The sequence below is a fragment of the Myxococcus sp. RHSTA-1-4 genome, from assembly GCF_020037125.1.
Lineage (GTDB): Bacteria > Myxococcota > Myxococcia > Myxococcales > Myxococcaceae > Myxococcus.
In genome coordinates, this window is record NZ_JAIQDG010000003.1 from 314,443 (window position 1) to 334,589 (window position 20,147).

General features: G+C 71.0%; 17 protein-coding genes. 6 read left to right on the top strand and 11 right to left on the bottom strand.

Annotation, left to right across the window (positions count from 1 at the left end; translation table 11 throughout):
• Nucleotides 1-9 precede the first annotated feature (9 nt).
• On the top strand, nucleotides 10-942 hold the full coding sequence (locus K8638_RS07120) for an ROK family protein (protein WP_223753663.1): 933 nt from the start codon (nucleotides 10-12) through the stop codon (nucleotides 940-942).
• A gap of 455 nt (nucleotides 943-1,397) precedes the next feature.
• Here the strand turns inward: K8638_RS07120 and K8638_RS07125 are convergent, their stop codons facing one another.
• From K8638_RS07125 to K8638_RS07135, 3 genes are read right to left on the bottom strand one after another with little or no spacing between them, the layout of a single operon-like run.
• Complete coding sequence (locus K8638_RS07125) at nucleotides 1,398-1,946, bottom strand: M23 family metallopeptidase (protein ID WP_223753664.1); 549 nt, start codon at nucleotides 1,944-1,946, stop codon at nucleotides 1,398-1,400.
• 58 nt (nucleotides 1,947-2,004) lie between these two features.
• Nucleotides 2,005-3,003, bottom strand: a complete 999-nt coding sequence (locus K8638_RS07130; RefSeq protein WP_223753665.1) for a HEAT repeat domain-containing protein — start codon at nucleotides 3,001-3,003, stop codon at nucleotides 2,005-2,007.
• Nucleotides 3,003-4,178: a HEAT repeat domain-containing protein gene (locus K8638_RS07135; protein WP_223753666.1), complete on the bottom strand. Its 1,176-nt coding sequence runs from the start codon at nucleotides 4,176-4,178 to the stop codon at nucleotides 3,003-3,005. Before K8638_RS07135 ends, K8638_RS07130 begins: the two co-directional genes overlap by 1 nt.
• Nucleotides 4,179-4,296: 118 nt before the next feature.
• Here K8638_RS07135 and K8638_RS07140 point away from each other — a divergent pair, with 118 nt between their 5' ends.
• The gene (locus K8638_RS07140) at nucleotides 4,297-5,391 is read left to right on the top strand and encodes a Gfo/Idh/MocA family protein (protein ID WP_223753667.1); all 1,095 of its coding nucleotides are present in this window, start codon (nucleotides 4,297-4,299) and stop codon (nucleotides 5,389-5,391) included.
• Here the strand turns inward: K8638_RS07140 and K8638_RS07145 are convergent.
• Together K8638_RS07145 and K8638_RS07150 are read right to left on the bottom strand one after the other, a co-directional pair.
• A complete protein-coding gene (locus K8638_RS07145; protein ID WP_223753668.1) occupies nucleotides 5,381-5,995 on the bottom strand; it encodes a PH domain-containing protein in 615 nt (204 codons plus the stop codon). The two genes, K8638_RS07140 and K8638_RS07145, sit on opposite strands and share 11 nt — an antisense overlap.
• Nucleotides 5,996-6,118: 123 nt before the next feature.
• Nucleotides 6,119-7,162, bottom strand: coding sequence for a pectinacetylesterase family protein (locus tag K8638_RS07150; RefSeq protein ID WP_223753669.1), 1,044 nt, complete (start codon nucleotides 7,160-7,162; stop codon nucleotides 6,119-6,121).
• Nucleotides 7,163-7,414: 252 nt separating this feature from the next.
• Between K8638_RS07150 and K8638_RS07155 the strand changes: the two genes are divergently transcribed.
• A complete protein-coding gene (locus tag K8638_RS07155; RefSeq protein ID WP_223753670.1) occupies nucleotides 7,415-8,770 on the top strand; it encodes a porin in 1,356 nt (451 codons plus the stop codon).
• Between the two features lie 36 nt (nucleotides 8,771-8,806).
• Here the strand turns inward: K8638_RS07155 and K8638_RS07160 are convergent, their stop codons facing one another.
• On the bottom strand, nucleotides 8,807-10,324 hold the full coding sequence (locus K8638_RS07160) for a class I adenylate-forming enzyme family protein (protein WP_223753671.1): 1,518 nt from the start codon (nucleotides 10,322-10,324) through the stop codon (nucleotides 8,807-8,809).
• Nucleotides 10,324-12,000 carry an isovaleryl-CoA dehydrogenase gene (locus K8638_RS07165; protein WP_223753672.1) on the bottom strand — a complete coding sequence of 559 codons (1,677 nt, stop codon included), beginning with the start codon at nucleotides 11,998-12,000 and terminating at the stop codon, nucleotides 10,324-10,326. Before K8638_RS07165 ends, K8638_RS07160 begins: the two co-directional genes overlap by 1 nt.
• 282 nt (nucleotides 12,001-12,282) lie before the next feature.
• On the opposite strand from K8638_RS07165, the gene K8638_RS07170 reads away from it, so the two are divergent.
• Complete coding sequence (locus K8638_RS07170; RefSeq protein ID WP_223753673.1) at nucleotides 12,283-13,317, top strand: hypothetical protein; 1,035 nt, start codon at nucleotides 12,283-12,285, stop codon at nucleotides 13,315-13,317.
• Nucleotides 13,318-13,389: 72 nt separating this feature from the next.
• On the opposite strand, the gene K8638_RS07175 is transcribed toward K8638_RS07170, so the two are convergent.
• Nucleotides 13,390-13,962 carry a DUF1801 domain-containing protein gene (locus K8638_RS07175; protein WP_223753674.1) on the bottom strand — a complete coding sequence of 191 codons (573 nt, stop codon included), beginning with the start codon at nucleotides 13,960-13,962 and terminating at the stop codon, nucleotides 13,390-13,392.
• Nucleotides 13,963-14,177: 215 nt separating this feature from the next.
• On the bottom strand, nucleotides 14,178-14,708 hold the full coding sequence (locus K8638_RS07180; protein ID WP_223753675.1) for a YqhA family protein: 531 nt from the start codon (nucleotides 14,706-14,708) through the stop codon (nucleotides 14,178-14,180).
• 309 nt (nucleotides 14,709-15,017) lie between these two features.
• Between K8638_RS07180 and K8638_RS07185 the strand changes: the two genes are divergently transcribed.
• Nucleotides 15,018-17,831: an HAD-IC family P-type ATPase gene (locus K8638_RS07185; protein WP_223753676.1), complete on the top strand. Its 2,814-nt coding sequence runs from the start codon at nucleotides 15,018-15,020 to the stop codon at nucleotides 17,829-17,831.
• 16 nt (nucleotides 17,832-17,847) lie between these two features.
• Here the strand turns inward: K8638_RS07185 and K8638_RS07190 are convergent, their stop codons facing one another.
• Entirely contained in the window at nucleotides 17,848-18,744 is an 897-nt protein-coding gene (locus K8638_RS07190; RefSeq protein ID WP_223753677.1) for a DUF547 domain-containing protein, read from the bottom strand.
• A 98-nt stretch (nucleotides 18,745-18,842) separates the two neighbouring features.
• Between K8638_RS07190 and K8638_RS07195 the strand changes: the two genes are divergently transcribed.
• Entirely contained in the window at nucleotides 18,843-19,886 is a 1,044-nt protein-coding gene (locus K8638_RS07195; RefSeq protein WP_223753678.1) for a Rieske 2Fe-2S domain-containing protein, read from the top strand.
• A 27-nt stretch (nucleotides 19,887-19,913) separates the two neighbouring features.
• Here K8638_RS07195 and K8638_RS07200 read toward each other — a convergent pair whose 3' ends face one another.
• Nucleotides 19,914-20,132, bottom strand: coding sequence for a hypothetical protein (locus tag K8638_RS07200; protein ID WP_223753679.1), 219 nt, complete (start codon nucleotides 20,130-20,132; stop codon nucleotides 19,914-19,916).
• Nucleotides 20,133-20,147: the final 15 nt, after the last annotated feature.

Sequence of the window (20,147 nt, forward strand, 5' to 3'; positions counted from 1 at the left end):
ACATCGCCGATGCCGACGCTGGGAATCGACCTGGGGGGCACTTTCGCTCGCGCCGCCGTGGTGGACGGGGCGGGGAAGATGCTCGCGTCCGCCAAGGTGGCGCTGGCCGAGCGCAGCCCCGCCGGCGTGGTGGAGACCATTGCCCAGGCGGCCTCCGAGGCCGTGAAGGCCGCCGGAGTCCCGGTGTCCGGGTGTGGCGTCGGCGCGGCCGCGCAGATTCACAAGGACTCGGGCGTGCTGTCGGTCGCTCCCAACCTCGGCTGGCGCAACGTGCCCCTGGGGGCGCTGCTCAAGGAGCGCCTGGGGCAGCCGGTGCGCGTGGTGAACGACTTGTCCGCGGCGGCGTGGGGCGAGCTGCACGCCGGGGCGGGGCGCGGGGCGCAGGACTTGCTGGTGGTGTTCGTGGGCTCGGGCGTGGGCAGCGCCATCATCGCCAACGGGAGGCTGCTGGACGGCGCGGGCGGGGTGGCGGGCGAGCTGGGGCACATCAAGGTGGTGCCCGGCGGGCGGCGCTGCGGCTGCGGCGAGCTGGGGTGCCTGGAGGCGTACGCGGGCGGCCACAACCTCATCGCGCAGACGCGCGAGCTGCTGGCGAGCGGGAACGCCCCGAAGGTGGTGGAGCTGACCGGCGGGGACGCGGCGCGCATCACCCCGGTGACGCTGGAGCAGGCGGCGGAGGCCGGGGACGCCGAGGCGCGCGAGGTGTACGAGCGGGCGGCCCGGTTCCTCGCGGTGGCGGTGGCCAACCAGGTGACGGTGCTCAACCCGGCGCGGCTCCTCCTGGGCGGCGGTGTGCTGACGCACTGCCCCGGCCTGCGGCGCCACGTGGTGGAGGGCGTGCAGGCCTGGGCGTCCCAGACGGCCCGCGAGGGACTGCTCATCACCGAGGCCGAGCTGGGCGACGACAGCGGCCTCATTGGCGCGGCGCTGCTGGCGGGGTAACGACACGGGGGCGTGTGTCGGCCCCGGGCGCGCATGGGCGAGCTGCCTCCAGCCCCTAACTGTTTTTCAGCGAGAGGCACCTTTCCTAAGCGTTTTCACTCAAAGCTAACTGGTCTTGAGGGCGCATGCCCGAGCCAACTTCCAGCGCGTCGACCTCGAAGCCTTCGAGGCAGAGCTCGTCGCCGCCATTCGCGCCCAACCCCTGGGCCAGTACCTCCGCCGCCTCTGGTTCCTGTACGAGTGGCTCACGGAGCGCGTGCTGCCTGTGCCGGACCTGACCCGGGGAAACTACGTCCCGCTACTCGACCCCGAGGCCTATTACACCGGCCCACGGCCGAGCTGCTGCGCAGAATCTCCTCGGAGGGGCAGCCTCCGGATGCGTGAGCGGGACGCCTGAAGAGAAACGACCCCGCCCCGGCGCGTGAAGGGCCGGAGCGGGGCGTGGATACGGTGGATTACAGCGTGGGGGTGCCGACGCGGTTGCTGCAGTAGGCGCTGGAGCCGCAGGTGGTGCCGACGCTCGTGTACCAGGCCGTCTTGCGGGTGCCGTACTGGCGGTTGTCCGCGTGGACGTGGGCGCCGGTGGAGTTACCGGTGGAGCCCACGAGGCCCAGCGCGCAGCGGTCGCACGTCTTGGGGCCGGACGACGCGTTGGAGTTCAGGTGGAGCTGGCGGAAGTCCCAGCCGCTGGCGCCCGTCACCACGTAGTAGTTGCCCGCGCCGCCGTTGCAGGTGGTGCCGCCGCTGCAGTTGTTCGCGCAGCCGCCGTAGTAGGCGTAGTAGCGGCTGACGTTGATCATCCCGCGGTGGTTCCACACGCTGCACGTGCCGTTGCTCATGTCGAGCGCGTTGTGGCTGCTGCCCGAGCACGAGTAGTAGGTGGTGGAGCCCACGCGCGCGGCGGTGTCACAGATGGGACCCACGGCCGTCGCCGCGGCCACCGTGGTGGCCCAGCCGGCCGCCACGAGGGCCACGACGGCCATCGTCAACTTCATCGTCTTCATGAGGACTTCCTTCGTTGGGGGTTACGCTGCGGCACTGCGTACTGCGGTGATGCAGGGGTCACCTCCGCAGCCGCTGCTTCTCCCTCAGCAGCAGCTCCCACTCCTGGAGGTTGAGGCTCAGGGCGGACAGCCACGCATCGATTTCCGGGTCCATGGCGCGGTCCACGCCGCGCAGCGACTCCAGCACCGGCCGCGAGCCGGACATGCCCAGCCGGGCAATGCCCTGCAGCGCCGCCTTGCGCACCGCCGGGTCCTGGTCACTCTTGTAGAGGTCCACGAGCGACTGCATCGCGAGCTGCGACGACGCGCCGGGCACACCGCCCATCGCCGTGGCCGCCGAGGCGCGCAGCGCCGGGTCCTCGGCGCGCAGGTGCTTCATCACCTGCTCCACCGCGCCCGGGCCCACGGCCTCCATGGAGACCTCGCCCAGCAGCTTCGCCGCCACCGCCGGGTCCTCCGCCGCCGTCGCCGTGGCCACCGCCGCCTCGGACACGCGGCGGTCGTGCCCGCTGTAGACGTCCGCGCTCTCCGAGACGAGGTTCTCCGCCACCGCCGCGCGCACCTCGGGGGAGGCGTCCCGCACGAGCTGCTCGTACGTCACCACGCCGCCGTTCTTCTCCATGAACTCCACGGAGGGCACGCCGCGCAGCCCGCGCACCGCCGCCGCACGGATGGCCGGGTCCGAGTCCCCGCTGGCCCGAGCCAATAGCGGCTGCACCAGCGCGGGGGACTCCGCGTTGCTCGCCTTGGTGGCCAGCGCGCCGCCCAGCGCCTCCAGCACCGCCGGGTCGCTCTCACGGGCCAGGGCCGCCTGGAGCGCGTCCGCCGGCATGGCGAGCGCGGCCTCCCGCAGGCGCCACTTCACGTACCGCCGCAGCGCTGGCGAGCCGCCCTTCAGCGCGCCGCGCACGTCATCCAGCATGGACTCCACCGTGCAGGTGGCCGGCTCGAGCACCGTCGCCCGTGGCTCCGTCGCCAGGGCGGAGGAGGGGAGCAGGGAGATGAGCGCGGACACGAGCGCCGCGCGCTTCAGGGCCTTCCTCGTCGTGGAGTGCATCAGTGCGGCGCTCCTTCCTCGACGAGGCACGAGTGGTGCTCCGCCTTGCCGAGCCAGATGCGGGCGAAGTCCACCGTGCCCGACGCGTAGAGGTCCTTGAACTCGGTGTAGTCCTGGACGAAGCGGGGGTCCTTCGCGGCGAACTCCGCCAGCAGCGGCAGCGCGCCCGCGCCGGCCACGCGCACCGCGAAGCGGAAGATGGCCCAGCGCACGCAGACGTCGTGCTCCTTGTCGAAGGCCTCGCGGTAGATGTCGAGCGCCTTGTCCGGCGAGCGGGTGACGCCCAGCCGGAAGGCGGCCATCTCCCGCACGTCCCGCTCGCGGTCGCTGGAGAGGATGCGCTTCAGCTCGTCGAAGGAGTCCTCCTCGAGGAGCGGGTTGGAGTACGACGGCATCTCCAGCGCGAGCAGCCGCACGGCCATGTCGTCCGACCTGCCGCTGACGTCGAGCAGTTCCTTCCAGTAGGGTTTGTAGTTGCCGGTGCGCTCGTAGTCCTCCTTCATCACCCGGCCCAGGGTGCGCGTGGCCACCCAGGCCACCGAGTCCACCGTCTCGTCCAGCGCCACGGCCTTCAGGCGCTTCAGCTCGGACGGGCCCAGGTGCTTCTGCGTCTCCAGCGCGTCCAGCGCGGCGGAGCGGGCCTGCAAGCTGGCGGCCTTGTCCTCGCCCATCTTCAGGAGCTGGCCGGACACCTTCGCGTCATGCACGGCGGGCGCGGCCTTCAGCGCCTCCATGTAGATGCCCAGCTCCGGATGGCTGGTGCCCTTCGACCACTCGAGCACCTGGAGCGCGCGGCTCGCGTCGTTGCCCACCAGCTCCGTGAGGCGCTCCTGGAGATACGCCGCCAGGTACCGGTCCTTGTTGGTGATGGCCGCCAGCAGCGCCGCGCGGAACGTGTCCATGGACACCGTCCGGTCGAACTCCTGGAGCCCGTCCCAGCACCCCGGCATCGGAATCTGCTCCACGGCCGGCGGGGGCTCTCCGGGCACGGGCGTGGCGCCGGCGCCCGTCTCCGAGCCACCCGCCGTGCTCACCTCGGTGGAAGAAGTGGGCTCGGGCGGGGCGCCGTCGCCAGGGGTGGGAGGGGAGGCGCCAAACGGCCACAGCAGCGCCACGGCCGCCGCGAGGAGCAGGGCACCTGACACCGCGGTCCAGCGAAGGTTTCTGGAAGTCATCAGGAGGTCTGTTACCCAGTGAAAGCTGCGAATTCTTGAATACTTGGAATCCAGCACCGCTGGCAATGGGGCCGGGAGGACCTCAGGCTGGTGGGTGCGTCAGCTCCTAGGAGGGCTCATGAGCGCCGGACGTCTCATTCGAATCGGGGTGCTTGGCGCGGGCTTCGCGCGCACCACGCAGGTCCCCGCGTTCCGGGCGCTTCCCGGGGTGGAGGTGGTCTCCATCGCGAGCGCTCGGCGGGAGAAGGCGGAGGAGGTGGCGCGGCAGCTCGGGGTGCCGCACGTGGCGGCGGACTGGCGGGAGGTGGTGGCGCGGCCGGACGTGGACCTGGTGTGCATCGCCACGCCGCCCGCGCTGCACCGGGACATGACGCTGGCGGCCCTGGAGATGGGCAAGGCGGTGCTGTGCGAGAAGCCCACCGCGCTGGACGCGGCGGAGGCGGAGGCGATGTGGCGCGCGGCGCGGCAGCGGGGCGTGCTGGCGCTGCTGGACCACGAGCTACGCTTCCTTCCGGCGCGCGAGCGGATGCGGCAGGTGCTGCACTCGGGCGAGCTGGGCCCGGTGCGGCACGCGCACGTGTACTACCGGAACGACAACCGCGCGCCCGCGGACCGGCCGTGGGACTGGTGGTCGGACGCGGCGCAGGGTGGGGGGCTGCTGGGCGCGCTCGGCTCGCACGCGGTGGACGCGCTGCGCTTCCTGCTGGGGTGCGAGCCGGACGAGGTGCTGGGCGAGCTGGCCACGCACACCACGTCACGGCCGGACCCAATCACCGGGCAGGTGCGGCCGGTGACGAGCGACGACGAGGCGCGGCTGCTCCTGCGCTTCGGGAAGGCGACGGCGTCCATCGACCTGTCCTCGGTGGCGCCGGGCAGGCCGGTGCACGGGCTGGAGGTGTCGTGCGAGCGCGGCGGGCTGCGCGTGGAGGGGCGGGAGCTGTGGCGCTCCACGGTGGGGGGCCGCGCGTGGGAGCGGGTGGAGCTGCCCGCGGAGGAGGTGCTGCCCCACGGGCTGCCGGACAACGAGTGGGCGCGCGGCTTCCTGCGCTACGCCCGCGCGCTCACGGAGGCGCTGCGCGCGGGGCGTACCACCGTGGAGGGCGCGGCCACGCTGGAGGACGGCTGGCGCAACCAGCGGGTGCTGGATGCGGCCCGCCAGTCCCACGCGGCGCGCCGGTGGGTGCGGCTGGACGGGGAGGGGCTCAGTTCTTGATGTACTTCTCGAACACGGAGCCGAAGTCCTTCACGTGGTACTTCTGCTGCGCCCCGGCGAGCCAGGCGAAGGCGGCCTGGTTGAGCTCCTTGAACGCCTCCACCGTGGGCGTGGCGCCCGCCTGACCGCGGCCCAGCGTGGCGGAGGCGACGTCGAGGCTCGCCTTGGCGTGGCCGAGCGCGATTTCGTTCTCCACCATCAGCTCGGAGATGCGGAACAGCGCCTTGTAGAGGTCCTTCACCTGCTCGAGCTGCTTCTTGTGCACGTCGATGGAGAAGTCCCGCGAGCCGAGGCGGAACTTGATCTCCACGTCCATGTCCATGTTGCCGGCCGTCTCCAGCATCACGTTCGAGATGGGATGGGAGCTGTAGCTGTAGCGGCGCAGCATGCGCTTCTTGCTGGCGGCGCTGGTGCCGTCCAGGTGGATGAGCGCCTTGTTGGTGAAGCAGTACTCGTCGGACTTGGACTTGATGAGGAAGAAGATCTTCTCCTGGTCCTCGTGCATCACGTAGTCGTCGGAGTCCACCTTGTCGTAGTCCGCCGGAGCGATGACAGTCCCGATGTCGCTGAGCCCGAGGGCGTCCGCGGCGAGCTTCCCGAACATTTCGTTCTCCCTGGAGGGTGCTGTACCCGTTGTGGTGGGCCCGAGGCCCACACCCGCATAGGCGGGGCAGGCCCTTCATAAGCGCGCCCCCGGAGCGGCGAAAGTGGCCGGAGCGCCCCCGGCTCAGGGCTCCAGCACGTTGTTCAAGGCCGGCGCCGCCTCGACCCACTGCGTCAGCCAGTCATCCAGGGCCACGCCCGTGGTGCTGGTGACGGTGTCGAGGCTGCCCAGGAACGTGTGCTGCGTCCCCGCCTTCAGGAAGTACCGCGCGTTGCCCCGCCCGTCGTACGCGGAGGTGAGGAGCTCGCGCGTCAGCGTGTCGTACGTCTGCGCGGGGTGCGCGAAGAAGGTGCTGAGCACGGCGTCCTGGTCCCAGGCGAGCAGGGCGAACCGCGAGCCCGGATATGTGTCCGCGAGGGATGCGGGGATGCGCGAGAAGTCGCTCTCGCAGCCGGTGCACGCGGGCGGAACCGCCACTCCCCAGCTCGTGAGCCAGGTGCCGTAGAGCGTGCCGGCGGGGTTGACCATCTGCCCCGAGTCCGCGAGGACGTGCACCTCCGCCCCGGGGAACGCGGCGGCGACCCGCTCGTAGTTGAGCTGCGCCCCGAACGCGCCCGCGCTGCTCCCCGCGAGGAACACGCGCTTCACGGCCGGGAAGGTCGCCACCAGCCGGGGCAGCCAGGCCGCCACGTTGCTCGCGCCCTTGTGGTGCACCTGCTTGGAGCCGTAGGTCCGCACCGCGTCGCCCGCGTGCACGTCGCCCGTGCAGTAGGGGACGAAGACGAAGGACATGTCCCGGAAGGGGTTCGTGGCCAGACTCCGGGTGAACATGGCGGAGCTCCGGACGGTGTCCGCCTGGAACTCGGCCGCCTGGTAGCCCGTGCTCAGGTTGTTCGCGGTCCGCAGGGTGAAGCACGTCCGCTCGTCCCAGCAGGCGCCGCCGCCTTGCAGGTAGATGTAGAGGTCCGTGCTCGCGTCGGTGGGGTTGACCCCGATGCCCGTCTGCTCGCCGTTGCCGCACGCCGTGCCGGCGACGTCGACCCAGGTCCAGGCGCCGAGGTCCGCGTCGATGTCCGGCCCCTCGTTGGAGGGCGGGTCGTCGTCACCGCACGCGGCCAGCCCGAGCGGGACCGCGGCGAGGAGGAGCATCAGCAGGGACTTGCGCATGGTGACGGGAGTGTCACCTCGGCCGGCTGCTCCGGCAATGGCCCGTTGCCGGAAGGCCCATGGGGCCGACATCGCCGTGTTTCGACCTTGTCACCCACATGTGACAGTGGATTCGTTTCGGAAATGTGACTCAGGGGCCGCTTGCAATGGCGGAGTTGCTGCACAGCGTGCGCTCCGCTCACCGACCGAGTGGGTCGAGCCTGCCCGAGGTACGTAACCGTGACGAACCAGACATCCCAACGCACTGTTCCCGTGACGCAGCGTCCACTCCCGGCCCTCCGGCGGTGGACGGCGGTGGTGCCGGCGCTCCTGCTGCTCGGCGCCGCTCCGGAGGTGGCCGCCGCGGAGCAGGCGCCGGAAGCGGAGCAGGGGAGCGCGGGCGGCGCGGAGGCCCCCAAGCCCCCCGCGCCGGAGAAGCCGAAGGCTGATTCCGACAGCCCGGCCTCGAAGGTGCGCTGGCGGCCCGGCAAGGGGCTGGAGGTCAACAGCGAGGATGGCCGCTTCCAGCTGGTGACGCGCCTGCGCGGGCAGTTCCTGTACCAGGCCGACGACAACTTCGTGTCGGAGGACGAGCGCGAGTTCGTGCACGGGTTCATGCTCCGCCGCGCCCGCGTGGCCTTCTCCGGCCACCTGTTCGGCAAGCACAACAAGTACAAGATGGAGCTGGCCTTCGCGCCCCGGGACCAGGCCTTCACGGACCTCTCCGGCGACACCAGCCCGCCGGTGACGGACCGTGACAACGTCCCGACGCTGTCCGCGCTGCTCGACCTGTACATGGAGTTCGACTACCTGCGCGACCTGACGCTCCGGGTGGGTCAGTACAAGGTCCCCTTCAACCGGCAGCGGGTCATCTCGTCGGGTGACCTGATGATGGTGGACCGCTCCATCGCGAACGCCGAGTTCAACCTGGACCGAGACCTCGGCCTGGACCTGCGCTCCAAGGACCTCTTCGGCCTGGACCTGCTGCGCTACTCCGCCGGCGTCTACATTGGCGGAGGCCACAGCTACAACGCGCTCGCCGCCCCGAGCCTGATGACGCTGGCTCGCGTGGACGTGCTCCCCTTCGGCACCTTCGATGACTACAGCGAGGTGGACTTCAAGCGCTCCACGAAGCCGGGCCTGGCCGTGGGCGTGGCCTTCGCGCACCTGGAGAACGCCCGGGGCACCCGGGGCATCCTCGGGCGCACGCCTCGCGACGGGGGCACGACGGACTTCAACGTCCTCACCGCCGACGCGATGTTCAAGTGGCAGGGGTTCTCCGCCCAGACGGAGTTCTTCCTCCGCGACGGCTCCCGCAACCCCGGGGACGCGGTGGATGACGAGGGCGTGCCCGTTCCCACCGAGGCCGCCCGCAACGGCTATGGCGCGTTCCTCCAGGCGGGCTACCTGCTGCCCACCACGGACCTGGAGGTCTCCGGCCGCTACTCCATCATCCGCGGGGATGACGACGACACCAGCCTCTCCGACTCGAACGAGGCGGGCCTGGGCCTGAGCTACTACTTCCACGAGCACGCCTTCAAGCTGCAGGGCGACTTCTTCCGGCTCTGGGGTGAGGAGTTCGACGAGGGCGACAACCAGTTCCGCATCCAGCTCCAGACGGCGTTCTGAGGACCCGGCCGAGAGGGGACTCGCCGGGTCCCCTCTTCACGGCCGCGCCGCGTACTGCTTCCGCAGCTCCACCTTGATGACCTTGCCCGAGGGCGTGCGCGGCAGGGACTCCACCACGTGGAAGATGCGCGGCGACTTGTATTTCGCCAGGCGGGCCTCGCAGTGGGCCCGGACGCCGGCCTCGTCGAAGGTGGCCCCCTTCTTCAGGACGAGGATGGCGGCGACCGTCTCGCCCCAGTCCTTGTGCGGAATCCCGATGACCGCCGACTCGGCGAGGTCCGGGTGGCTGGCGAGCGCGTCCTCGACCTCCTTCGAGTAGACGTTCTCTCCGCCGGTGATGATCATGTCCTTGATGCGGTCGACGATGAACAGGTAGCCGTCCTCGTCGATGCGGGCGACATCCCCCGTGCGGTACCAGCCGTCATGGAACGCGGCGGCGGTCGCCTCCGGGTCGCGGTGGTAGCCCAGCATCATCGACTGGCACCGCATCCAGATTTCGCCCACCTCGCCCGGCTTCGCCTCGGTCCGCGTGTCGCGCATCACCTTCACGTCGCAGCCGCTGACGCCGTACCGGCCGATGGAGCCCGCCTTGGCGACCTGCTCCTCCGGGCGCAGCAGCGTGCCCGTGGGGCCCGTCTCCGTCATGCCGAAAATCTGGAAGAAGCGCTCGGTGCGGTACCGCTTCGCGAGCAGGCGCGAGGTGTCCGCGTCGATGGGGCCACCGCCATACAGCCACGTCCTCATGCTGCTGAGGTCATAACGCTCGAAGTCCGGCACCACGCGCAGCGGCATGAGGAAGGCCACCGGCGCGCCGAAGAAGAGCGTGCACCGCTCGCGCTGAATCGTCTCCAGCATGCCGAGCGGGTGGTACTCCGGCATCATCACCACCGTGGCGCCGACGTAGAGGCTGCCGAGCAGCAGGTTGTTGAGCGGGAAGCTGTGCCACACCGGCATCGCCAGGAGGACGCGGTCGGTGGGGTCCAGCCCGTAGGCCAGGCTGCTGGCGATGCCCGCGAGCAGCACGTTGGCGTGCGAGTGCAGGCAGCCCTTGGGCAGCCCCGTCGTGCCCGACGTGTAGAGAATCTCCGCGACGTCGCCGGAAGAAGAGGCGCGCGTGGAGGGGGCTGGAGCACCGGCGCCGAACAGCGTCACCCCGTCGAGGGTGTCATCACCCCCGAGCAGGAGCACGCCGCACTTCTCGCGGCTGCTGTCGGGCACACCGGCGGCCAGGTCCGCGTCCGCCAGCACGGCGCGGCTCTCGCTGTGCCCGAGGATGAAGGCCAGCTCCGGCGGGGCCAGCTTGTGGTTGAGCGGAACCGTCGTTCCTCCCAGCCGCAGCGTGGCCAGGAAGCCCACCACCCATGAAACCGTGTTGCGGCCGAGGACGGCGACCTTGTCGCCCGGCCCCACGCCACGCTCCCGCAGGTGGGCGGCCATCCGGGTGACGGCCGCGTCCAGCTCGGCGAAGCTCACCCGCCGGTTCGCGGTGACGAGCGCCTCGCGAGCGCCGAACTTCCGCGCCGCCGTCGTCAGCACCTCGTCGAGGGTCCACATCACTTCGTCTCCTCGGCGAAGGCGCGCTCGATGAGCGCCTGCATCGGCGCGTGGGCCGGCAGCGTGCCGAGCATCTGCCCGTGGGCGCCGCCCAGGCGCGACTCGCAGAAGGCGTCCGACACCATCGTGTTGCCCGCGCGGATGAGGAGGGACGCCTGCAGCGCCAGGGCGAGCCCCTCGACGATGAAGCGCGAGCGCGTCTCCAGCGCGTCCGTGTTGGCCAGCTCCTGGTGCAGGCGCGCCGTCGCCGCGTCGAAGGCCGCGTGGCCGCCCTTCGCCGCGAGCAGCTCCTCGAAGAGGGCCTCGCGGCTGGCCGGCTCGCGCGAGGCCGCGCGCAGCACGTCCAGGCACTGGATGTTGCCGCTGCCCTCCCAGATGGAGTTCAGCGGGGCCTGCCGGTACAGGCGCGCGAGGTTGGCCTCCTCGACGTAGCCGACGCCGCCCAGGCACTCCTGCGCCTCGTTGACGAAGACGGGCGTGCGCTTGCACACCCAGTACTTGCCCACGGAGGTGGCGATGCGTCCGAAGGCCGCCTCCTTCGTGTCGCGCTTCGCGGCGTCCACGGCCCGGGACACGCGCGCGGTGAGCGCCACGTGGGCCTCCAGCTCCAGCGCCAGGTCGGCGAGCACGTTGCGCATCAGCGGCTGGTCGATGATGCGCTTGCCGAACGCGGTGCGGTGGCGGGTGAAGTGGATGGCCTGCACCAGCGCCTGCCGCATCTGCCCGCTGGAGCCAATCATGCAGTCCTGGCGCGTCATCGCGACCATCTCCAGGATGGTGGCCACGCCGCGGCCCTCCTCGCCCACCATCCACGCGAAGGCGCCTTCCAGCTCCACCTCGGAGGAGGCGTTGCTCCAGTCGCCCAGCTTGTCCTTGAGCCGCTGGACGCGGATGGCGTTCAGCTCGCCGTCCGGCGTGAAGCGCGGCATCAGGAAGCACGACAGCCCGCCCTCGGCCTGCGCGAGCACGAGGAACGCGTCGCTCATGGGCGCGGAGAAGAACCACTTGTGGCCCACCAGCGCGTACGGCTGCCCGGGCCCGCGCGCGCTTCCCAGGCGCTGCGCCCGCGTGGAGTTGGTGCGCACGTCCGAGCCGCCCTGCTTCTCCGTCATGCCCATGCCGACGGTGATGCCCGCCTTCTGGGACGCGGGGACGAAGCGGCCGTCGTAGGTGGCGGAGATGACGCGCGGCAGCCACTCGCGCGCCAGCTCCGGCTGGTGGCGCAGCGCGGGCACGCACGCGTACGTCATGGTGAGCGGGCAGCTCGTGCCCTGGTCGGCCTGGTTGTGCAGGTAGAAGAGGCCCAGGCGGGCCACGTGGGCGCCGGGCTTCTCCTCGTTGCGCCAGGCGAAGCCGGACACGCCGTGGGAGACGCCCAGCTCCATCAGCCGGTGATAGGAGGGGTGGAACTCGACCTCGTCGCGGCGGTGGCCATAGCGGTCGAACGGCTTGAACTTCGGCCGGTTCTCGTTGGCGAGCACCGCGAGCTGCATCATCTCTCCGGACACCACGGAGCCGTACTTCGCCAGCTCGGCCTCCGCCCAGCCGCCGCCCTCGCGGGCCACGGTCTCCCGGAGCACGGTGTCCGTCTTCCAGGCGTCGTAGACGAGCGGCGGGGGCTGGTTGGTGACTTCGTGGGTCACGAAGCCAGCGGCGATGGCGTTGCGTTCAGTCATGGTGAAGGTCCTCCCGCGGGCCCGGGGCCCATGCACGCCCCCAGGATTACCGTGAATGGACGGACCAGACCACCGGCCCGGTGTGGGGCCGGGCGGGCGCGGAGCAGCCGCTTGGGAACCTTCCGCGCACGCGGAAACGGCCGCGGGGCCGCGCGAAAAATATGCGCGTGGTTTCGCCCGCAACCATTCTCCGCGGAGGGTGTTGAGGCCACCGGCGCCTCATGCGGGCGCCCGTGCCGGAGGGGGAATCCGCCGGCTGACGCACATCAAGGAGATGTCCGCTTGAGCAGGCCGAGCATGTGGATGAAGTGGTGTGCCCCGTTCGCACTGGGGCTGGGACTGGCCGTGATGGGTTGTGGAGCCGGGCAGGAGCCCGCCGGGGAGGCCGGGACGGCTCCACCGGCCCAGACGGTCGAGCAGGGCGTGAGCGCGTGTGCCGGCCCCTCGGGCGCCATCTGCCGCTACGTCACACCCGCGGAAGCGGGGACACCGGGCTCGGGGCAGTACGCCGACCCGCACGTCGTCATCCGTCCCAATACTCCGACGAAGGCGGAGCTCGTCGTCTTCCTGCCCGGCACCGGCGGCCGGCCGCAGAACCTGCTCAGCACCGCCTTCGCCGATGCCGACCACAGCCTGTACGCCAGCGCCTCCTCCAAGGGCTACCGCGTCATCGGCCTCACGTACCAGAACGAGCCCGCCATCGCTCAGCTCTGCGGCGGTGATGACGCATGTTATCTCGCCACTCGCCGGACGCTCATCACCGGCGACGTGCAGCCGGGGAGCGCGGTGACGAGCATGGCCCGGGGCGACGCCATCCTCCCCCGGCTCACCCGGTTGCTCGTGTATCTGCGGGACACGGTGGACCCCGCGGGCGGCTGGGGCAGCTACTTCGTCAATCCCTCGTGCAACCTGGACTGCCGCCTCAACCCGCTGAAGATCATCATCTCCGGTCACTCGCAGGGCGGTGGCCATGCGGGCGTCATCGGCAAGGACTACCGCGTGCGCCGCGTCGTCACGTTCGCCTCTCCCTGCGACTCGCTCGGCACCCTGGGGCCCGTGGCGAGCTGGACGCTGCCGCCGCTCACCACGCCTCCGGGCGCGGACACGTACCGCGGCCTCATCGCGCGCGGGTGGAGCGCGAGCGGCTTCACGCTGGACATCTGTGACTCGGAGGCCGTCCAGCACTGGGCCCCGGACCGGCTGAATGCGCAGTGGAATCGCATCACGAGCGCCACCGGCCTGTGCCCCTCGGACCCGCACGCCTGCGTGGTGAAGGACGCGCAGTTCTTCGCGAACTGGCAGGCCCTGTGGCCGTGAGGCACGGGTGACACGGGGCTCGAGGATGGCGGTGCCGTCGTCCTCGGGCCCGTGACCTCCGGGCGGGCGGAGCTACTGCCGCCCGGTCTTCCCCTTCGCGGGAGCCTTCCTGTTCGGGGATTTGCGCGTCGCCGGCGCCTTCCTGGCCGCGCTCTTCCGGGCCGGAGCCTGCTTCGCCGCGCGCCGCGTGCGCGCGGAGCCCTTCACCCGCTCGTATTGCGCGATGTATTCGTCGACGTCCACCTTGGAGACGGCCTCGCCGATGAGCTCCACGGGCAGGGTGTCCAGCGACTTGAACCGCACGCACGACTTGCCCATATCGAGCTTCTTCCCCGCCGCCGCATACGCCTTCTGGAACCAGGCGGCGAGCTTCGGGTCGCCGTAGACGGTCATCAGGTACACGCTCATGTACTGCTTCTGCGATGCGAGCGCCGCGAGCATCAGCGGCTGGCCGTTGTACGTGTCGGGATAGCGGGACAGCGGGATGCAATAGCCAATCATCCCGAAGTGGATTCCCTCCTCGTACCCCGCGGGGAGGTTCCTCAGGATTTCGCGCCGCACCGTCTCCAGGGCCGTGCGGCGGTCGGCGGGGAGGGAGGCGAGGTACTCGGCGACGGTGTTGGCGGGCATGGCGCCGCACAGCATGCCATGTGAGTCTCCGTGAGCAGGCCGCGCCGCCGATGGGCTTTTCGGGAGACCCAGGAAGGGAATTACAGCCAGAACCGATGATGCAGTGCATCCACGGCCGAGGACTTCGAGGCGTATGCGAGCTTCCCGGCGGGAGGGTGGACGAACGCCAGCGGAAACGGGAACTGGGCCGTCGTCACGGACGGACGCGGGCGGCCCGGCAGCAGTCCTCCTCAGGCGCCCTTTCCAGGAGGCTTGCGCTTGCCCAGCCAGAGCGTCACGCCGATGAGGAGGATGCCCACGCTCAGGTAGAGCAGGTCCAGTGGACGGTCGACGTCCTGGAGCAGGGCGCGCTGGAAGAACTCGATGACCAGCACCAGCAGCAGCAGGTTGGCGATGCGTCCCTTGAGGTCTTCCAGGTCCGCCAGCGGCAGCCACTGCGAGGCAACGGGCGAGTCTCGCGCCACCTCCAGCCGGCCCATGACGAGCTGGTACAACCCCAGCGCGAAGATGATGAGGACGGCGGTGATGATGTAGCCGTCCACCGCCTTGACGATGAGCGTCAGCACCCGGTTACGCAGGTCCGTCCGCGCCTCGACGGTGAGGTCCGGGTCCATGTAGCTGGCGAGGTAGCGCGGGAGCTGCAGCGCATCCAGCGTGGCCAGGAGGAAGGCCCCCAGCGCCATCAGCATGCTGGACACCACCCCCAGCACCAGCAGGAAGCGGCTGCCCCACAGGGTGTGTTCGAAGAGCCTGCGCAGCATCCGCCCTCCACCCGGCCGGACTCGCGCTCAATCTCCGTTCCTCCGCCCGCGCCCGCCAGGGCCCCGCGAGTGCGACACCCACCGTGGCACACCCGCCCGCCCGCTCCTCCCCTGGCCAACCTGTGCTCCCCGCGCCGGGTGTCGCTCATTCCAGGACGGAAGGAACCCCATCCTCACCCCAGAGGGCGGTGATTCTGTTTTCTCTGGGAAATGCGACGTAATTTTCGTGTTTCGGGAGTCGGTTTTCCTCCTTGAGAAGCGTGGATGCGGACGCATCCATCACCAGATTCCTCGCGGAGGAAGAGAACCATGAGTGCCCAGCCACCCAGTGACTCCCTGGCGGCCGCGCCGCCGCCCGCCGGCACGCCCGCCAGCCCGGCGCCTGCCTGGCATGCGCTGCCGCCGGAGACGGTGCTGTCACGCATCGGAAGCCGTGAGGAGGGGCTTACCGTCGAGGAGGCGGGCGAGCGGCTGGCCCGCTACGGGCCCAACGTCATCCAGCGCGAGAAGGCCGAGGGCCCGCTGAAGCTGCTCTGGCGGCAGATCAACAACCCCCTCATCTGGGTGCTCATCGCCTCCGCGGTGCTGGCCATCGCCATGGGCAAGGTGACGGACGGCCTGGTGGTGGCGGCGGTGGTGGTGCTCAACACGCTCATCGGCTTCGTGCAGGAGTACCGCGCGGGCAAGGCGATTGAGGCGCTCAGCGCCATGGTGCCGGAGATCGCCACCGTGATGCGCGGAGGGCACAAGGTGTCGGTGCCGGCCGCGAGCCTGGTGCCGGGAGACGTGGTGCAGCTCGCCTCCGGGGACAGGGTGCCCGCGGACATGCGGCTGCTCGTCTCCCGCAACCTCCACGTGGAGGAGGCCGCGCTCACCGGCGAGTCCGTGCCGTCCCACAAGTACGTGGCGGCGGTGGCCGAGGACGCCGAGCTGGGAGACCGGGCGAGCCTCGTCTTCGGCGGCACGCTGGTGACGTCCGGCACGGGCTCCGCGGTGGTGGTGGCCACCGGCGGCGCCTCGGAGCTGGGCCGCATCTCCACGCTGCTCAGCGAGGCCACGGACCTGCAGACACCGCTGACGAAGGCGCTGGCCACCATTGGCAAGTACATCACCATCGCCATCCTGGTGGTGTCCGCGGTGCTGCTGGGCGTGGGGCTGTGGCGTGGCTACGAGGGGAGCGAGGCCATCCTGGTGGCGATTACGCTCGCGGTGGCCGCCATTCCCGAGGGCCTGCCCGCCATCGTCACCATCGCCCTGGCCATTGGCGTGCAGCGCATGGCGGCCCGCCGCGCCGTCATCCGCAAGCTGCCGGCGGTGGAGACGCTGGGGAGCACCACCGTCATCTGCTCCGACAAGACGGGCACCCTCACGCGCAACGAGATGACGGTGCAGGCGCTGTGGACGCCCGCGGGCCGCTACGCCTTCAGCGGCGTGGGCTATGCGCCCCGGGGCGAGCTGCGGCGCGAGGGACAGGTGCTGGACGAGCCGCCCGAGGACGTGCGCGAGCTGCTGCTGGCCGGCGCGCTGTGCAACGACGCCGCGCTCCAGGGCCGGGACGGGAAGTGGGAGATGACCGGGGACCCCACCGAGGGCGCGCTGGTGGTGTCGGCGGAGAAGGCCGGCCTGCGCGTGGAGGAGGTGCGCCGGCGGCACGCGCGCGTGGACGCCATCCCCTTCGAGTCCGAGCACCAGTACATGGCCACCCTGCACGAGGCCGGGCCGGGCCGGCGGCGCATCGTCCTCAAGGGCGCGCCGGAGGTCGTCCTGCGGCGCTGTGCCATGGGCGGTGACCACGAGGTGGAGGCCGTGCTGGGCGAGGTGGAGCAGCTGGCGCGGCAGGGCATGCGCGTGCTGGCGGTGGCGCACCGCGAGGTGCCCGCCTCCCACGCCTGCCTGCGCGCGGAGGACGTGGAGGGCGGGCTGGAGCTGCTGGGCCTGCAAGGGATGATTGACCCGCCTCGCGAGGAGGCCATCGCCGCGGTGAAGGCGTGCCACGAGGCCGGCATCATCGTGAAGATGATTACCGGCGACCACCACGCGACGGCGGAGGCCATCGGCGCGCAGCTCGGCCTGCATCCGGAGGGCAGCCGGGGCGTGACGGGAGCGCAGCTCGCGGCCATGGACGACGCGCGGCTGACGGAGGTGGCCGGCACCACGAACGTCTTCGCGCGCGTGGCGCCCGAGCACAAGCTGCGGCTGGTGCGGGCGCTGCAGTCGCGCCAGCACGTGGTGGCCATGACGGGCGACGGGGTGAACGACGCGCCCGCGCTCAAGCAGGCCAACATCGGCGTGGCCATGGGCATTACCGGCACGGCGGTGTCCAAGGAGGCGGCGGACATCGTGCTGGCGGACGACAACTTCGCCTCCATCGCCGCGGCGGTGGAGGAGGGGCGGCGCGTCTACGACAACCTCATCAAGTCGCTGGCCTTCGTGCTGCCCACCAACCTGGGCCTGGCGCTCATCCTCATGTTCGGCGTGGCCTTCTTCCCCATCCAGGACATCAACGGGGACCTGGTGCCGCTGATGGCCATGCTGCCCACGCAGCTGCTCTGGATAAACCTGGTGGCCACGGTGTCGCTGGCGCTGCCACTGGCCTTCGAGGCGCGCGAGGCGGACATCATGCGCAGGGCGCCCCGGGCCCCGGACGCGCCGGTGCTCAACCGCTTCGTGGTGATGCGCACCGCCCTGGTGGCGGTGCTGATGGCGGCGGGCGCCATCGGCCTGTTCCTCCACGAGTACCGGCTCGAGCTGCCGCGCGTGGGCCACGAGGTGGCGCTGGCCGAGGCCCAGACGATGGCCGTCAACACCGTCATCAGCTTCCAGATTTTCTACATGCTGATGTGCCGCACCCTCACCGGCTCGCTGTGGAAGGTGGGGCTCTTCAGCAACCGCACCGTCTTCGTGGGCGTGGGCGCGCTGGTGGCCTTGCAGGCGGCCTTCATGTACGTGCCCTTCATGCAGCGGGTGTTCGACACCGCGCCGCTGGGCGTGCGGGCCATCGGCCTGTCCGTGCTGGTGGGCGCGGTGGTGCTGCCGGTGGTGGGGGTGGAGAAGTGGCTGCTCCAGCGCAGCGGCTACTCGGTGGTGACCCAGGTGCGGCGCCAGGGGCGGCTTCCGGCGTGACGGCGGGCGCGGGACTTCAGGGACGGGGCTCCCGGGCGGCGGCGTCCGGGAGCGTCCAGTCCTCCTCCGTGTAGACGACGCGGCAGCGGTCCAGCCTGGGGCCGCAGGCGCGGTCCAAATCACTCCGCGTGGCGCAGCCGGGCCGCTCCTCGCAGGTGTCCGGCAGGAAGGCCCAGACGAACTGGAGCACGTTGCCGCCGCGCCCCTCCGGCAGCGCCGCGAGGAAGTCGTCGCGGTAGGTGTCGAACAGGCGGGACAGGTGGACGGTGCTCCCGTCCACCTCCACGTGGCGCTGGTCCCCCACGAAGCGGCGGCCGGCCTCGTTGAGCTGGGCGTCCAGGAACTCCGGCTGGTAGTGGGCGCCGTCCAGCCGGGGCCCTCCGCGCGCGGCCTGGAAGAGGGCGAAGTGGATGCGCGGGTCCGCGAACTCGGTGCGCAGCACGCGGTGCCGCAGCGCCCACAGCGTCAGCCGCTCGCCTCCCACCGGCCACGCGCGGCCCCAGAAGAAGCGCCCCAGCCAGGGCTGCTGGACGGACTCCAGGTAGGGATAGCCGTCCACCACCTGCTGGAGGACGAGCGCGTTGTAGGCGTTGAGCCAGTAGGCGAGCGCGTCCTCCGGGGTGGGGAAGACGTCCGGCCTGTTGTGCGGGGAGAAGGACGCCAGGGACTGCACGAAGGCATCCAGTTCCTGGCGCTCGCGGCCCACGGAGGCGAAGTCCACGTCGCCGCCGGAGCGCACGTGCCGCAGCACCTTCGCGTAGCCGTGGTAGTGGAAGGGCTCCGAGGCGGACGGCACCGTCGCGGGCAGCATCCCCCGCACGTGCAGCACCCCGGCGGTGGCCAGCAGGGCCGTCACGGCCAGGAGCACGGCGGGCAGCCGGAAGCGGCGGAGGGGCGAAGGGGGCGCGTCCACGGAAGCGGCCATCCTAGCCCAGGGCGGCGGGGTTCACCCGTCGTGACGGCGACCCCACTGGTGGGGCCCCGGTGGAGCGCCGCTATACTCGGTGTGTCATGGAGCCTACGCCCGACGTCATCCGTCACTTCCATCCGGTGCTCCCCTCCCGCTCGCTCGGCAAGCAGCCGGTGCGCGTGGAGGTGGCCGGACGCGCCTATGTCCTCTTCCGGGATGCCGCGGACCGGCCCGCGGCGCTCCTGGACGCCTGCCCCCACCGCTTCGCGCCGCTGTCCAAGGGCCGGGTGCGCCCGGACGGGCGGCTCGAGTGCCCGTACCACGGCTGGCGCTTCGACTCGGAGGGGCGCGGCGCCAACCCCGCCCAGCCGGAGCTGCGCCACTGCGACACGCGCAGCTTCCAGGTGGTGGAGCGCTATGGCTACCTCTGGCTGGCCGAGCGCGACACGCCGCTGTCCGCCTTCCCCGACATGGGAGGCGACGGGTATGTCTTCGGCGGGGCCTTCTCCACGCTGTTCGAGGCGCCGCTGCACGTGGCGCTCGACAACTTCAGCGAGGACGAGCACACGCCCTACGTCCACACCCGCCTGGGCTGGGACGACCCGCACGCGCACGTGGTGGAGTTCGAGGCGCGCAACCTGGAGGACCGCACGGAGGTGAGCTACCGCGCGCCCCAGCGGCCCGCGGCCCTCATGAAGGTGCTGGGCGTGCGCAATGGCGACATCTTCCACAACAACTGGGTGATGCGCTTCGACCCGGTGCGCGGCCAGTACACGGTGAGCTGGGCGGCCCCCACCGGCGAGCTGCGCCCCTTCATCACCCAGGCCAACATCTTCTTCGTGCCGGAGACGGCGCGGACCACGCGGCTGCACTCCTTCTCGTTCCTCAAGTGCACCGTGCCGGCGATGCGTCCGCTGCTCTCCGTGGCGGCCCGGGCCGCCGCCGCGCTGACGTGGTGGGAGGTGCGTGACGACTCGCGCTTCATCCCCACCGTCGCGGACACGCCCTACAGCCACAAGGGCATGCGCCTGGACCGCTTCGACAAGCCGCTCGTCCACCAGCGCAGGCTCATGGAGCGCATCTACTACCGCATGGGCGCGGACGCGGCTCCGGTGCCGCTCGCCCGCGAGGCCGCGGGGGGCTGAAGGGCTCTTCGGTGATGGCGCCCCCGCTCAGTGCACGGAGGGGGCGGGCTCCTGGTAGGGGCTCACCGTGCCCGAGACGCCGGTGCGCGTCTCCCAGGCGTTACAGCCGCTGTCGCCGGAGACCTGGAGCTCGTACTTGCTCAGCTCCGGCTGCCTGCACCGGCTCTTCTCGTCGCCGCTCGGCTGGGGATTCTGGCTGCCGAAGTACTTGCAGCCCTTGCAGTTGCCCCACTTTCCGTCCGCCATGACGTGCTCCTCTCT

Coding starts and splice junctions, on each gene's coding strand:
- K8638_RS07145 (WP_223753668.1), bottom strand. CDS start 5,995: ATGTTCGGGAAGCTCGCCGCGGACGCCCTCGGGCTCAGCGACATCGGG.
- K8638_RS07195 (WP_223753678.1), top strand. CDS start 18,843: ATGGAGCCTACGCCCGACGTCATCCGTCACTTCCATCCGGTGCTCCCC.
- K8638_RS07180 (WP_223753675.1), bottom strand. CDS start 14,708: ATGCTGCGCAGGCTCTTCGAACACACCCTGTGGGGCAGCCGCTTCCTG.
- K8638_RS07175 (WP_223753674.1), bottom strand. CDS start 13,962: ATGCTGTGCGGCGCCATGCCCGCCAACACCGTCGCCGAGTACCTCGCC.
- K8638_RS07125 (WP_223753664.1), bottom strand. CDS start 1,946: ATGAAGACGATGAAGTTGACGATGGCCGTCGTGGCCCTCGTGGCGGCC.
- K8638_RS07200 (WP_223753679.1), bottom strand. CDS start 20,132: ATGGCGGACGGAAAGTGGGGCAACTGCAAGGGCTGCAAGTACTTCGGC.
- K8638_RS07140 (WP_223753667.1), top strand. CDS start 4,297: ATGAGCGCCGGACGTCTCATTCGAATCGGGGTGCTTGGCGCGGGCTTC.
- K8638_RS07150 (WP_223753669.1), bottom strand. CDS start 7,162: ATGCGCAAGTCCCTGCTGATGCTCCTCCTCGCCGCGGTCCCGCTCGGG.
- K8638_RS07185 (WP_223753676.1), top strand. CDS start 15,018: ATGAGTGCCCAGCCACCCAGTGACTCCCTGGCGGCCGCGCCGCCGCCC.
- K8638_RS07120 (WP_223753663.1), top strand. CDS start 10: ATGCCGACGCTGGGAATCGACCTGGGGGGCACTTTCGCTCGCGCCGCC.
- K8638_RS07165 (WP_223753672.1), bottom strand. CDS start 12,000: ATGACTGAACGCAACGCCATCGCCGCTGGCTTCGTGACCCACGAAGTC.
- K8638_RS07130 (WP_223753665.1), bottom strand. CDS start 3,003: ATGCACTCCACGACGAGGAAGGCCCTGAAGCGCGCGGCGCTCGTGTCC.
- K8638_RS07160 (WP_223753671.1), bottom strand. CDS start 10,324: ATGTGGACCCTCGACGAGGTGCTGACGACGGCGGCGCGGAAGTTCGGC.
- K8638_RS07135 (WP_223753666.1), bottom strand. CDS start 4,178: ATGACTTCCAGAAACCTTCGCTGGACCGCGGTGTCAGGTGCCCTGCTC.